Source organism: Brevundimonas sp. AVps23W (assembly GCF_058681395.1).
In genome coordinates, this window is sequence record NZ_CM178738.1 from 2,573,516 (window position 1) to 2,587,390 (window position 13,875).

The window sequence follows — 13,875 nt, forward strand, 5'->3', positions numbered from 1 at the left end:
GAGATCCGTGGCGCCCATACTGGGGTGTCCGCTCAACGAGCCGGCTCGCAGGCTCGTAGCGCAAGTCCGGAGCCCGCGGGCATTCCTCACCGCTTGTTCAGCGCCACCAGAAACACCTCGGCGCTGTCTTTCCGGCTGGACGCCGGCTTGACGTATTTGACCGTCTCGAACTCTTCGCGCAGCCGCGCCAGAACCCCGCCGGCGTCGCCGCCCTGGAAGTTCTTGGACACGAAATTCCCGCCCGGCCGCAGGGTGCGGATGGCGAAGTCGGCGGCGATCTCGATCAGGGCGATGATCTTCAGGTGGTCGGTCTGGCGATGGCCGACCGTATTGTGCGCCATGTCAGACAGCACCAGATCCGGCGCCCCGCCGATGGCGTCGATCAGCTGCTGGTCCACGCCCGGATGGGTGAAGTCCGCCTGAAACAGGGTCGCGCCAGGCACCGGCTCGATCATCAGCAGATCGACCCCGGCCACCGCGCCGGCCCCGCGATTGACCGCCACCTGGATCCAGCCGCCCGGCGCCGCGCCCAGGTCGATGACCTTGCTGCCGCGCTTGATCAGATGAAACCGGTCGTCGATCTCGATCAGTTTAAAGGCGGCGCGCGAGCGCCAGCCTTCGGCCCGCGCCTTCTCGGACCACTTGTCGGACAGCTGGCGCTTGATCCACTGCTGGCTCGACATCGACTTGGTGTCGGCCGTCTTCATTTTAGTGCCCATGCCGCGCCCGGCGGCGGTTCCGCCCGTGGGCGGCCTCACCATTCGGCGACGTTCCTGCGGCTTTTCATCTTCACTCATCGTTCCCACATAGCCCCGACCGGCGTTGCGGGCTATGTCCCGCCTCAAATCAACCCCCAAGAGGACGACCGAAATGGCCGACACCCTGACCTTCACCCTGGACACCGGCGACGGCGAAGCCCGCGACGTGGTCATCAAACTGCGCCCGGACCTGGCCCCCGGCCATGTCGAACGCATCACCGAACTGGCCTCGGAAGGCTTCTACGACGGCGTCGTCTTCCACCGCGTGATCCCCGGCTTCATGGCCCAGGGCGGCGACCCGACCGGCACCGGCACCTCGGGTTCCAAGAAGCCGAACCTGAAGGCCGAGTTCTCGGCCGAGCCGCACGTGCGCGGCGTCTGCTCGATGGCCCGCACCTCGGATCCGAACAGCGCCAACTCGCAGTTCTTCATCGTCTTCGACGACGCCACCTTCCTGGACCGCCAGTACACGGTCTGGGGCCAGGTCGAATCCGGCATGGAACACGTCGACGCCCTGCCCAAGGGCGAGCCGCCGCGCGCGCCGGGCAAGATCGTCAAGGCCACGGTAAACTAACCCTACAACCTTGACGTTTTCCGTAGATCGTGTCGGTTGCATACCGATACGATCCGCGGGGGACGTGGGGTGCGCATACTGCTGGTGATAGAGCCGTCCGGCGGCGGCTCCGGGCGTCATGTCGTCGATCTGGCCCAGGGTCTGATCGAGAACGGCCACGCCGTTTCCCTGATCTATTCGCCGACCCGGGCCGAGCCGCGCTTCGAAGCCGAGGCCGCCGCCCTCCCCCTCCGACACCTCGAACGCCTGCCCCTGCGCCGCGCCGTCGGCCCCTGGGACATCGGCGCCCTGATTGGCCTGCGCCGTTTGATCGCGCGCCTGGGGCCCTTCGACATCATCCACGGCCACAGCGCCAAGGCCGGCGCCCTCGCTCGACTGGCGGCGCCCCTGGCCGCCGCCCGGATCTACACGCCCCACGCCCTGGCCACGCAGAACCCGGTGAAGGTCGGCGCGACGCCCTATGGCCTGGTCGAGACCCTACTGGCGCGGCTGGCCAGCGAGGCTGTCATCGCCGTGTCGGACGAGGAAGCGCTTCACGCCGCCCGCCGGGGCTTTCCGATCGAACGTCTGCACACGATCCCCAACGGTGTGACGGCTTGCGAGCCCGCAGACCGTCTCGCCGCCCGCCAGATCATGGGCCTGGCCGACGACGCCTGGGTCGTGGGTTTCGTCGGCCGGCTCTGTTTCCAGAAGGATCCGGTCCGTTTCGCCCAGGCTCTCCGCCTGGCCCACGTGCGCGATCCCCGCATCATCGGCGCCATAATCGGCGAAGGCCCGCTGTTCGACGACGCCCGCTCCATCGGAGGCCCCGCAGTCCGCATGATGGGCGCCCTCGACGCCCGCCCCCTGATGGCCGGGTTCGATCTGTTCGCCATGACCAGCCGCTACGAAGGCTTCGCCTACGCCATGGTGGAGGCGGCGGCGGCGGGATTGCCCATTCTGACGACGGCCGTAGGCGGGGTCTCGACCCTGGCGGACGCCGGGGCGCACATCACCCCCATGCCCTTGTGGGCGACACCCCGGCAATGGGCCGACGCCATCGTCGCGGCGTTCCAGCGCCAGGCGCGGCCCTCGATCCCGCCGGCTCTTCTCGACCGCTTCTCGGCCGCGCGCATGACTGCCGACACGCTCGCCGTCTACCATCTGGCCCATGCCCGTCGCGGGGCGCCCCATGGCTGAGCCGACCGTCTTCATCAACGGCCGGTTCCTGACCCAGCCTCTCAGCGGCGTGCAGCGCTATGGGCGCGAGATGGTTCGCGCCCTGGACCGCAGGCCCGGCGCCGACGTCCGCTATGTGCTGCTGGCGCCCCAAGGCGCCGACGCATCGGACCTGGACCTGCGATCCATCCCCGTTCGTCCCGTCGGCGGCGGGGGCGGTCATCTGTGGGAGCAGACGGCCCTGGCCTGGGCCGCGCGCCATGGACAGTTGCTGTCGCTGGGCGGCGCGGGCCCGATCCTTCATCCGCGCCAGCGGGTCGTCATCCACGACGCCGCCGTCTTCCGCCACCCGGAGCATTTCCGCCGGGGCTACGCCGCCTTCCACCGCGCCCTGGGGCGTCTCCTCGCCCGCCGCGCCCGGCTGACGACGGTCTCGCAGTTTTCCCGCGACGAGTTGGCGATGGTGCTGAACAGGCCCGCATCCGAGATCACGGTCGTCCCGAACGGCGCAGACCATCTGGCGCGCGCGGCGCCGGACCATCACGCCTTCGCTGCGTTGAACCTGTCCGGCCGCCCCTATTTCGTCGCCCTGGGCAATCTGGCGCCGAACAAGAACATCGCCGTCATGATCCGCGCCCTGGGCCGTCTGCCCGACCCAGACCTGCGGCTGGTCCTGATCGGCGCCGACGATCCCGCCGTCTTTGACCGGTCCGCAACCGCCTCCGATCCCCGCATCCTCTTCGCCGGCCGCCGCACCGACGCCGAGGTCGCAGCCCTGCTGCGCGACGCCCGCGCCCTGATCTTCCCCAGCCTTTATGAAGGCTTCGGCATCCCGCCGCTCGAGGCCTTCGCCCAGGATTGCCCCGTCATCGCCTCAGACATTCCGGCCGTGCGCGAGGTCTGCGGCGACGCCCCCGACTATTTCGATCCGCACGACGATGCGACCCTGGCGGACCGCATGGCCGCCCTGCTGCGCGCACGCCCTCCTGCGCAGCGTCTCGCACAGGGCCGTGCCCGCCTGGCCCTCTACACCTGGGACGGATCGGCGCGGCGGCTCGAATCCCTGCTGGCCGAGGACCGCCCCGCCAACACCTCGCGATAGACGGCGAGATGGGCCTGGGCCACCGATGCTTCGGTCCAGAGAGGATTGAACGGCGCCCCCGGATTTCGCCAGACGTCCGGCGCTTCGACCACCGCCTGCAACGCCGCCGCCAGCGCCCCCGCATCGCCGGGCGCGACCAGGGTCACTCGCTTCCCGGCCGCCGCCGCTTCCGGCAGGCCGCCGATACGTGAGGCGATCACGCCCCGCCCCCGCGCCAAGGCCTCGACCACCGTCCGCCCGAACGGCTCGGCCCAAATCGCCGGCGCCACGACGACATCAACGCCGCCGTAAAACACCTCCGCCTCCCCTTGCCCGAGCCAGTCGATGCGAGGATCGGGAAAGGCCCGCCGCAGCCGCGCGACATAGGCCGCCTCCCCCCGCCCCGCGATCCTCATCCGCCAGTCGCCGCCCAGTTCCGTCGCGGCCTTCAGCAAGACCTCGATCCCCTTCTCCGGCTCGATCCGTCCGATAAAGCCGAACACCGGCGGGCCGTCGCGAACCACCTCAAGGCCGCGCCTGACCGATCCGGCCGCATTGCCGATGACCGTCGCAGGCGTGCCTCGAAAACAGCCCGCCGCCCGATGCCGCTCCAGCACCGCCCGGCTGATCCCCACGACATGATCCACCCTCGCCGTCGCCCGCCGCCTCGGCTCGCTCAACAGCACGCAATCCCCGCACCGCCGCTCGCACACACGCCCCCGTCGAAACAGGGCCGCCCGGCTGCACAGCGTCGAATAGTCCCTCAAGCTCTGCACCAGCGGCAGTCCCGCCCGCCGGGCCGCACGATGAACCGACCCTGCGAACCCGGTCGTCACATGGGTGTGGATCAGGTCCGGCTGTTCCTCCTGCACCACCCGCGCCACCGCCCGGTCCATCAGAGGACTGACCGCTTCCAGCCCATGCCACAGGGCGCGCAGCGCGCCCGCCCGTCGCCGCCCGCCATAGGGCCAATACAGATGCCGCAACGGCAGACGATGGACCCGCCCCCCTTCACGAAGCTCGACGCCCCCGTCCTTCTCGACCAAGGTCGCCACCGACACCGTCACGCCCGCCGCCGACAGCCCGCGCGCCAGTTGCTCGACGCTGCGCTCCGCCCCGCCCACGTCCAGCGGCGGATACAGGCTGTTGACCAGCAGCACCCTCACGGCGCGACCGGCCGGCGCCAGGCCAGGGCTGCGACCAGACAGATCAGAAAAACGAACCCCGCCCCCTGGGCCAGGTCCTCGCTGAACATCATCGTCAGCAGATAGACCGACAGGGGCGTAAAGGCGTCCAGCCGCGCCGCCGACCACAGGTGCAGCCCCAAGGCCACGACCGCGACCAAAACCCCCACCGTCCGCCCCATGAACAGATAGCCGTTGTGGCTGACGGTCAGCGCCCGAAACGTCCCCAGTTCGTCGGCCGTGGACCAGCCGACGCCCAGCGGCCGCTCCGCCACGAAATCCAGGGTGCGGGTCCAGGTCTCAATCCGCCCGCGCAGGTTCTCGCCCATCTGCTCCCTGTCCAGCCGGGCCGCGAACCGGCTTAGATCCACCTCGACCCGCGACACCTGGATCGCCACCAGACCACCGGCCAGCAGACAGACGGCCAGCAACAGACCCAGCGGACTGCCCGGCTCTCGCCACCGGCGTCCGACCGCCACCCGCGCCAGCCAGGCCGCCGCCGCCGCGATCAGCCCGCCCCGCGACAGGGTGCACAGGAACCCCACTGCCGCCACGCCCGCCGCCGACAGCGCCACCGTCCGCCGCGACCACCGCCGGCTCAGCACTTCGAAGGCCGCGGGGACGGCTAACCCGATCATCCCCATGGCGGCGTTCGGATGCTCGGCCACGGTCGTGATCCGCACCTGGGCCACGACCGACGTATAGGCCGCGCGCGGCGAGGCCAGCCCCACGGCCTGAAGCCCGTCTCGCCCGACCAGAGCCAACAGCCCATAGGTCGCCAGATGACAGACCGCTCCCGCCAGAACGGCGGCGAAAAACAGCCGACGCCGCCCTGCGTCCTTAACGATCATGGCCGCCACCGCCGGCGCGACCAGAACACCCGCCAGCCAGCGGAACCAGAAGGCGACGTCCGACACATTCAACGTCTGCCCAATGCCGGCTGCCTGAACCAGCATCGTCGCCAGCAGCACCAAGGCCGCGACCGGCCCCGCCGCCCGCGCCGCCGCCCCCATCCGCCCCCATTGCAGCGCCGTCAGCGGCAGGGCCGTCGCCAGGGCCAGATCGCCCAGGCGCGGCGCGCTGACCCAACCGGGGATCAGAAACACCGGCAGGGTCACCCCCACGCCCAGCAGCACCAGCACCCAGGCCTCATAGGCCGTCCTGACCTCCCACAGCCGAACGCCCCGCCACGGCGCCGCGCGCGGGATCAGGAGGCGCAATATTCGACCTCCGGATCGAACCGGACCCCGTCCAGAACCCCGGCGATCAGCACCCCCGCCTTGCGCCACTGTCCCTTCGCCGCCAGCCTCAGCGCGATCCGCCCCCGCGACGCCGCATAGCGCAGGGCCGACCCCGCCCCCTCATGGCGGCGCTTGGCCAGGATGACGTTGCGCGTCAGCAGCCGGTGCAGCCGCTCGCGTCGCGGGTCGGTCTCGGTCTCCAGGCTCAGCCCGCCCGGCGCGGCCCGGACATGTTCGACCCGACTGGCCCCGACCAGAAACCCCGGCCGCTCCGCCGACAGCCGCAGCGTATATTCGGTGTCGTCGCCCCAGATGAACATGGGCGCCAGCGGCAGGCCGTATCTCTGCACCGCCGACCGTGCGACCAACAGGGACACAAAGGTCGCCTGTCGTACGGGCGCAATCCCCCGCTCCAGCCGTTCGCCCCAGGCGGCATAGCCCAGGGCGTTGGTCCGCAGATCGATCTCGGCCGTATTGGTCAGTAGGCCCTCGGGCGTCCGCACGGTTGAACACAGGAAGGCCGGCTCCACCCCCTCCGCCGCCAGTTCGGCCTCGGCCTGCAACAGCCGCTCCAACGCGTCTGGCGCCGGCAGGACGTCATCGTCCATCAGCCACAGCCGCCCCGCCCCGACCTCCATCGCCGCCCGGATGCCGGCGTTGAAGCCGCCCGCCCCGCCCGTATTGACCGACAGCCTCAACCGATCGATCCGACCCGTCCACGCCAGGTCCAGCCACTCCGCCGTGCCGTCGTCGCTGGCGTTGTCCACCACCAGAATCCGGTCGCAGGGCCGTGTCTGGGCGGCCAGATGGTTCAGGCACCGCTCCAGCAGATCCCGCCGGTTCCAGGTCACGACCACGGCCCAGACCCTCGAAGCCGCGCTCACGCCGCCGCCTTCAGGATCGCCGGCGCCAAGGCTTTCTCGACTAGGCTCAGCCCCCGACCCACCGCCTGATCCATATTGTAGTAGCGATAGTCGGCCAGTCGCCCGGCGAACCAGACCCGCCCCTCCAGCGTCCGCGCCATGGCCCGGTACAGGTCCGCCAGCGCCTGCGAGGCCTCGGTCGGGATCGGATAGAAGGGCTCGGTCAAGCCCGGCTCATGCGGGATCGGATATTCGGTCAGCAGACAGGTCGTCTCGCCCCGCTCGCCGGTCAGATGGCGAAAATCGGTGACGCGGGTGAAATCGAACTCGTTCGGATAGTTGACCGTCCCGACCGGCAGACCGTCCTCCGCCCCCACGACCTGGTGTTCGAACCTCAGGCTCCGATACGGCAGCGCCCCGGCCACCCGGCCGAAATAGTCGTCCAGCGCCCCGCAATAGACCATCCGCTCGAACCGCCGCGGATCGACCTGCGACAGGTCGGTGTTCAGCGAGACATGAATGTTCGGGTGATCCAGCATCCGCTGGAACAGGGCCGCATATCCGTCGCGCGGCATGGCCTGATAGCGGTCGGTGAAATACCGGTCGTCGCGGCTGACCGCCACCGGCACCCGCGCCGTGACGGACGGGTCCAGCCCCTCGGGTTCCATGCCCCACTGTTTGCGGCTGTAGTGGGCGAAGACCTTGTCCAAGACATAGTCGCCCAGGAACCGCAGTTCGGCATCCTCCCCCGCCCGCCTCAGATCCGCGATGGTCGGCCGCGCCCCGAAGCCGAAGGCGGCGATCAACCGTTCCGACAGCCGTTCCGCCATTCCCGCCGGAAACAGCATCCGCATCGAATCCAGGTTGAACGGGATCGGCACGAGTTGGCCGTCCACATGCCCCCGCACCCGATGGAAATACGGCAGCCACTCAGTGAACTGGCCCAGGTGGTCGAAGATGCGCCGGCTGTTGGTGTGGAAGATGTGCGGGCCGTAGGGGTGGATCAGCCGCCCATCCTCGTCGCGCCGGTCATGGGCGTTGCCGCCGACATGGTCGCGCCGGTCGATGACCAGCACCGTCTGATCCAGCCCCCGCGCCAGCCGCTCGGCCACCGTCGCGCCGGTGAAGCCCGCCCCGACGATCAGCCAGTCATACCGCCGGGACATGACGCCCCCTTATGAACAGGAAACGCCAGTGAGGCCGCAGGCAGGCCAGACAGGTCAGCACCACCACCGCCTCCCCGATCAGCCGCGCCCAGGCCATGCCCAGAGCACCCCCTGCCGGCGCCAGCACCGCCGCTGGCCCCAGGGTGGCGACACAGCCGACGCTCACCATCAGGGCGAACCGCCCGTCCATCCGCAGCGCCGTCATGAGTTGCAGCCCCAGCACCTGGCTGGCCGCCACCAGCGGCAGGACGAAGGCAAGCGCCCTCAACACCCCGACCGCGTCCTCGAACCCCTCCCCGACCAGCAACCGTACGACCACCGGCGCCGCCAGCCACAGCGCCGCCGCCACGCCCAGAAACACCCCCGGCGTCACGATCAGGCTCCACCGTGCGGTGCGAAAGGCGGTCGGCGCATCCTCGGCCAGCAGGCCCGCAATCCTCGGCCCCACCAGTCCCGCCAGCGGCCGCATCAGCGACCCGGCCGCCGCCACGACCTTATCCGCCACGGCATAGATCGCCGCCTGCCCCGGCCCCGCCAGGGCCGCCACGACAAAGCCTCCCGCCCCCGTGTAGGCCACGACCGCCGCCCGACTGGCGAACAGCGCGCCGCCCTTGATCAGTCCCTGCCGGACAAAGCCCCGCCCCGGCCATTCCAGCCGGACCCGCCGCAACATCAGCCCCACTCCGACCCCGACGCCCAGCCACAGCCCCGCCGCCTGCACGGCCAGGGCTCCGGCCACGCCCAGTCCCGGCGACAGCATCACCACCGCTGCCGCGGCCAGCGTCCCCCCGACCTCGGCCAAGGCCGCCGGCCCAGGCTCGCGCAGCCCCTGAAACACCCAGACCAGGCTCGCCCCCTGCCCGACGCCTAGGGCGATCCCCGCCCCGACCACCGCCCAGGCGCCGTCCAGCACCGGATTGATCCACCCCAGCCAAAGCCCCAGCACGGCGGCGGACAGAACCAGCACCGCCCGCAACGCCAGCGTCCGTCCGATGATCGCCCCCGCCGCCTGTCGCGCCGCAGCAATGTCGCGCGGTCCGGACAGCGACGCGCCATAGTCGACGACCACAGCCGTCATCGCCGCCAGCGACACGGCCGCCACATAGAGGCCGAACCCCTCGACCCCGAACCGACGTGTCAGCACCGGATAGAGCAACAGCGGCGCCAGGAACCGCAGGCCGTGGGCGCCATAGACCAGCCCGGCGTCGATCACGCCCCTGGCCGACAACAATGGCCGCCCGCCCCCGTCCATTATCGCCCCTGCGACAGCAACCTGTGCGAGAAGTTAATACACGTCGATATCAGAACGGCAAGGCGTCGTGGTTTAGGCCGGCTCGTCCCCGCGCCCGTCGAACCGCACCGCCTGAAGCTCGCGCCAAGCCTGGCGCATCCCGTCCACCGGCAGGTTCGCGCCCAGCAGATCCAGCTGGTCCACCCAGACGGTCGCCAGTCGATCAACTGTTGACTGCCTCCAGCCCGGCGGCTGCTGACGCGCCCAGTTCTGCACCGACCCGGCGTTGAAGATCATCAGGAAGGCGCAGACGACGAACAGGGTCTGGCTGGTCCAGCGTCGGGCCCGCGACGCCTCGCCCTCCTCATCCAGAGCCGGCGCAGGGGGAAAGGCGAACCGGCCTAGCGCCACCAGGGCGTTCTCCCGCGTCGGCAGATCGTGAGCGTCGGCCGTATCGATCCAGTCGCTGGGCGGGTCCAGCGGCGGAAACGGCGACACCGGCGGCTGCGCCTGTGTCGGGAAGGGATCGACCGGGTCCTTGGGATCGCTCATCGTCGGATCAACGCCTCAGAACTGGAAATAGATGAAGGGCGCCACGCCCTCGGGCCGCATCGCCTCGACCAGCAATATCGCCACCCCGATCAGCACCCCCAGGGTCGGCGACGGCGCCGTCTTCAGCCGCTCGGCCAGCCCTTCCACCGCGCGTGGCGGCAGCCCGTGCATCGCCAGCCCGCCGACGATCAACACCAGCACGAAGGGCGTCACCAGGCTGAACGTCTCGAACCGCCCCAGCCCGACCAGCATCTGCATCGCCAGGTCAAAGGTCTCGGCCCGGAACAGGATCCAGCCCAGACAGACGACGTGGAAGGTGATCAGAACCCCCAACCAGGTCGGGATGACCTTGCGGTCCTTGAACACCGCCCGCCCTAGACGCTCGACCACCTGCGCTCCGCCGTGCAGCGCGCCCCAGGCGACAAAGGTCCAGGCCGCCCCGTGCCACAGCCCGCCCAGCAGCATGGTGATCATCACATTGAGGCACGACGACCACAGCCCCTTCCGCCCCCCGCCCAGCGGCACATACAGATAGTCGCGCAGCCAGCTGGACAGGCTGATGTGCCACCGCCGCCAGAAGGCCTGCATCGAGGCCGCCCGATACGGCTGGTCGAAATTGCGCGGGAAGGAATAGCCCAGCAGGGCCGCGATCCCGATGGCCATGTCCGAATAGGCCGAGAAGTCGCAATAGATCTGAACCGCATAGCCGTACACCGCCGCCGCTATGTCGATCGCCCCATAGGCCGACGGGTCGAAGAAGACCGGATCGACCAGCCGCGTCGCCAACTCGGACGCGATCACCGTCTTCTTGAAAAGGCCCCAGACGATCAGCAGCAGCCCGTGGGTCGCCATCTCGCGCGTCAGCCGCGGCACCCGCGCGAACTGGGGCAACAGGTCCGACGCCCGCACGATGGGACCCGCCACCAGATGGGGGAAGAAGCTCATCAGCAGCATGACATCCAGCAGGCTCTCGGCCGGCGCCGTCTTGCCGCGATAGACGTCGACCACATAGCTGACGCCCTGGAAGGTGAAGAAGCTGATCCCCACCGGCAGCACCACCTGCAACAGCGGCAGATCACGCTCCCAACCCAATTGCGCCAGCAGATCAACGGCCTGTTCGACGAAGAAGCCGTAATACTTGAAGAAGCCCAGGATGGTCAGATTGGCGGCAACACCCAGGCCGACCCACAACTTCCGCCGCCCCGCCCGGTCGCTGCGCACGATCAGCGCCGCCACGCCCCAGTTCAGCACGGCCGACGCGATCAGCAGCCCCACGAACCGCCAATCCCACTGGGCGTAGAAAAACCAGCTGGCCAACAGCAGGAACAGTTTGCGCCGCCCGTTCTCCCGATCCAGGCTCCAGCTGACCAGATAGACGCACAGGAAAAAGACCGCGAAGGCCAGGGTCGGAAACAGCATCAGTCCGCCTCCCCCTGCGCCGCCGTCCAGCGATCATAGGCCCCCGTCAGATCGTCGCTCAGCACCCCGCCGATCCACTCCGCCCCGATCGAGGTGAAATGCACCCGGTCGGGCCGCATATAGGGCTCAGGGCTAGTCGCCAGCCGCTCCGCCGAACAGTCGCCCCCCATTCGTCCGTACCAGTCCCAGAAGGCGACGCCCGTCTCGCCCGCGACCCGACGCTGCACATCCCGGACCACCGCAAGAGACGCCGGGGCCGCCCGCGATCCGTCCGCCCCACAACCGCCCGCCAAGCCGGACTTCAGCCCCTCCGGCGCCGCCAGGATCAGCAGCGACGCCCCCGGCGCCAGCCGCCGCAGCCGCTCGATCTGCCACCGCAGCAGGCCGGCGTAGGCCTCGGCCTCCACCCCTTCAAATCCATCATTGACGCCAAAGGCCAGAATGATCAGCGACGGCCGCCACGCCTCCAGCTCCGCCGCGACCACGGTCTGATCCCGCGCCGCCAGATCCCGCAACTTCGCCCCGACCACGCCCAGGCTGGACACGACCACGCCCGGCCCGCTCCGCTCGATCCAGACATCGTGCAGGGTCACGGCCCCCGTCGGGCTCAGCCTGACGGAAGTCGTCGCAGCGCCCAGCCGCAGGCTCCGGCACAGGGGCCCCGCCTCGGTCGCGCGGAAGTCCGCCTCGACCGTCTCTTCCGGCGTCGTCACCGTGATCCGTCCCGCCTGCGGCCCGCTGTCGCCGCACAGCCCCACGATATCGAAGGCCGCGCCCGGCTCGGCGGTCAGGCTCAGCACCGCCCCCTCGCCCGCCTCCGACCGCGCCCCGCTCAACCCCGCCCTCAGGGTCGCCGCCCCGTCCGGCCCGGTCAGGGGCGCGACCGATATGGGCCAATCACTAGCCGTCACCTCGACCTGCATCGGCCCATAGCCGGCATAGGGAACCCCTGGCGGCAAGACCCCGCGCCCACCCGCCCCGAACCGGGCCTGCAACCGCGCGCGCAGAGCGCCCGTGATCCGATCCCCGGCCGTATGGCTGTCGCCGATCTGAAGAATATGGACCGGCCGCTCGCCCTGGCCGACCTCCGCCGCCTGCAAGGCCTCGAACACCCCCTCCAGCGCCTCGACGCCGCAGATCCCATCGGGACAGACCGACGCCCCCGGCGCCGGCGCGGGCATGGGCGCATAGGGGACCTCGGTCCCGCTCTGCATCCCCAGCATCAGCATCGCCGCCCCCACGGCCCCCAGGCTCATGGTCAGCCGGTCGTCTGCTGCCGGGCCGCCGCCGCATCCAGGCCCGCGTCGCGCTTCAGCCGCTCCACCACCGGCGCGCCCATGCGGCGATAGCCGGCCATGGTCATGTGGATTCCGTCATTGGCCCGCATCAGCTGCGGCCGCCCGCTCGCGCCGGGCAGATAGGCCGCATATTCGCCCGCCGCATCGGCGGTGACGCCGGTCGTCTCGATCAGGGGCACGCCCAGGGCCGCCATCCGTTCGCGCACCACGGCGTTGATCACCGCCATCTTGGCGTCGAACCCGGCCCGCTTCATCTTGGGCAGTCCGACCCAATAGACGGCCACGTCCCTGGACCGCAGCAGGCCGACCAGATCGTCGATCCGCTTCCCATAGGCCGCCTTCCAGCCGGGCGTGCCGAAATCATGGATCACACCGTCCAGGCTGATGCCCTGGGCGTCATTGGTCCCGAACATCACCACCGCCGCATCGACCGGCGTCTCGCTCAACTGCCGCGCCGTCTTGGCCTGGATGTCCACATAGTCATAGCGCGACAGGCCGGTGGAGACCGCGCTGAACTGGGTCACCGTCACCCCCGTCTCGCCGTGCAGATCGCGATACAGGGCGGCCCACAGGCCGTCCGCCATCGAATCGCCGAACACCCCGATCCTCAGTTCGCCCCGCGCGAGCCGCGTCTTCAGCGGCGTCACCATCGCCGTGGCGACCGGCGCGGACGTCAGGCTCTCGACCGGCGCGACGACTGCGGGCGGGCTGGCCGAGGCGTTGGCGGCTCCGCCCAGCATCAGGGTCGGATGGCGCAGCCAGTCGCGCCCGTCCGGCGTCAGGGCCAGGCCGATCACGACCCCGACGACCAGGGCCGCCGTCAATCCGTTGATGCCTGCGCGCAAGTCCGCCCCCGTCGAAACAGGGTTAGCTATAGCTTAACGACCCCGGCCTGCGCCATGCCGGTCCCGCGTCAGGCGAAACACAGAACAGCTTCAGCCGAAACGACCCTCGGCCCAGCGGGCTGCGAAATAGCCGCCGGTCGCCGACACTGTGGTCAGGACCGTGCCCCACATCAGATCGACGACGGTCAACTTGGTCTGCCAAATCTCCAGCGTCGCCTGATTGGTCAGGTCATAGGTGGCGTAGGCGACGAAGCCCAGCGCCGCCCCATTGATCGCCGCCCGCGTCCAGCTTCCGTCCTTCAGGGCCGGGGCGATGGCCAGGAAGACCGTCCCGGCGATGGAGATCAGATAGAACAGCACCGCCGCCCTCATATCCGGCTTGTCCGCCAGGATCGGCCCCAACACCGGCTTATAGAAGCGGTTGGTCATGGTGGTCAGCCAGACGGCGTCGATCACCGCAAAGGTGATCCCGGCTCCCAGATAGGCGAAGACATATTTGATCACG

General features: G+C 69.8%; 14 protein-coding genes. 3 read left to right on the forward strand and 11 right to left on the reverse strand.

Annotation, left to right across the window (positions count from 1 at the left end; all coding sequences use genetic code 11):
• Positions 1 to 86: 86 nt before the first annotated feature.
• Positions 87 to 797 (reverse strand): RlmE family RNA methyltransferase, encoded by a 711-nt coding sequence (locus tag ACW177_RS12410; protein ID WP_492026000.1) that lies wholly within the window; start codon positions 795 to 797, stop codon positions 87 to 89.
• Positions 798 to 870: 73 nt separating this feature from the next.
• On the opposite strand from ACW177_RS12410, the gene ACW177_RS12415 reads away from it, so the two are divergent.
• Genes ACW177_RS12415 through ACW177_RS12425 form a run of 3 tightly spaced genes read left to right on the forward strand, consistent with a single transcriptional unit; the run spans position 871 to position 3,592 of the window.
• Entirely contained in the window at positions 871 to 1,332 is a 462-nt protein-coding gene (locus ACW177_RS12415; protein ID WP_395943283.1) for a peptidylprolyl isomerase, read from the forward strand.
• A gap of 36 nt (positions 1,333 to 1,368) precedes the next feature.
• Complete coding sequence (locus ACW177_RS12420) at positions 1,369 to 2,511, forward strand: glycosyltransferase family 4 protein (RefSeq protein ID WP_492026001.1); 1,143 nt, start codon at positions 1,369 to 1,371, stop codon at positions 2,509 to 2,511.
• Complete coding sequence (locus tag ACW177_RS12425) at positions 2,504 to 3,592, forward strand: glycosyltransferase family 4 protein (protein ID WP_492026002.1); 1,089 nt, start codon at positions 2,504 to 2,506, stop codon at positions 3,590 to 3,592. Before ACW177_RS12420 ends, ACW177_RS12425 begins: the two co-directional genes overlap by 8 nt.
• Here ACW177_RS12425 and ACW177_RS12430 read toward each other — a convergent pair.
• The 10 genes from ACW177_RS12430 to ACW177_RS12475 form a co-directional block, all read right to left on the reverse strand.
• On the reverse strand, positions 3,517 to 4,737 hold the full coding sequence (locus ACW177_RS12430; protein WP_492026003.1) for a glycosyltransferase family 4 protein: 1,221 nt from the start codon (positions 4,735 to 4,737) through the stop codon (positions 3,517 to 3,519). The genes ACW177_RS12425 and ACW177_RS12430 overlap by 76 nt on opposite strands.
• A complete protein-coding gene (locus ACW177_RS12435) occupies positions 4,734 to 5,975 on the reverse strand; it encodes an O-antigen ligase family protein (RefSeq protein WP_492026004.1) in 1,242 nt (413 codons plus the stop codon). The genes ACW177_RS12430 and ACW177_RS12435 overlap by 4 nt, the downstream gene beginning before the upstream one ends.
• Positions 5,963 to 6,880 carry a glycosyltransferase family 2 protein gene (locus ACW177_RS12440; protein ID WP_492026005.1) on the reverse strand — a complete coding sequence of 306 codons (918 nt, stop codon included), beginning with the start codon at positions 6,878 to 6,880 and terminating at the stop codon, positions 5,963 to 5,965. The genes ACW177_RS12435 and ACW177_RS12440 overlap by 13 nt, the downstream gene beginning before the upstream one ends.
• A complete protein-coding gene (gene glf, locus ACW177_RS12445; RefSeq protein ID WP_492026006.1) occupies positions 6,877 to 8,025 on the reverse strand; it encodes a UDP-galactopyranose mutase in 1,149 nt (382 codons plus the stop codon). The genes ACW177_RS12440 and glf overlap by 4 nt, the downstream gene beginning before the upstream one ends.
• The gene (locus tag ACW177_RS12450; protein ID WP_492026007.1) at positions 8,009 to 9,253 is read right to left on the reverse strand and encodes an oligosaccharide flippase family protein; all 1,245 of its coding nucleotides are present in this window, start codon (positions 9,251 to 9,253) and stop codon (positions 8,009 to 8,011) included. Before ACW177_RS12450 ends, glf begins: the two co-directional genes overlap by 17 nt.
• A 96-nt stretch (positions 9,254 to 9,349) precedes the next feature.
• Entirely contained in the window at positions 9,350 to 9,808 is a 459-nt protein-coding gene (locus tag ACW177_RS12455) for a hypothetical protein (protein ID WP_492026008.1), read from the reverse strand.
• Between the two features lie 15 nt (positions 9,809 to 9,823).
• Positions 9,824 to 11,227, reverse strand: a complete 1,404-nt coding sequence (locus tag ACW177_RS12460) for an MBOAT family O-acyltransferase (RefSeq protein ID WP_492026009.1) — start codon at positions 11,225 to 11,227, stop codon at positions 9,824 to 9,826.
• Positions 11,227 to 12,483: a GDSL-type esterase/lipase family protein gene (locus ACW177_RS12465; RefSeq protein ID WP_492026010.1), complete on the reverse strand. Its 1,257-nt coding sequence runs from the start codon at positions 12,481 to 12,483 to the stop codon at positions 11,227 to 11,229. Before ACW177_RS12465 ends, ACW177_RS12460 begins: the two co-directional genes overlap by 1 nt.
• A gap of 2 nt (positions 12,484 to 12,485) precedes the next feature.
• On the reverse strand, positions 12,486 to 13,370 hold the full coding sequence (locus tag ACW177_RS12470; protein WP_492026011.1) for an SGNH/GDSL hydrolase family protein: 885 nt from the start codon (positions 13,368 to 13,370) through the stop codon (positions 12,486 to 12,488).
• Positions 13,371 to 13,460: 90 nt separating this feature from the next.
• Positions 13,461 to 13,874 carry a DUF2177 family protein gene (locus ACW177_RS12475; RefSeq protein ID WP_492026012.1) on the reverse strand — a complete coding sequence of 138 codons (414 nt, stop codon included), beginning with the start codon at positions 13,872 to 13,874 and terminating at the stop codon, positions 13,461 to 13,463.
• Position 13,875: the final 1 nt, after the last annotated feature.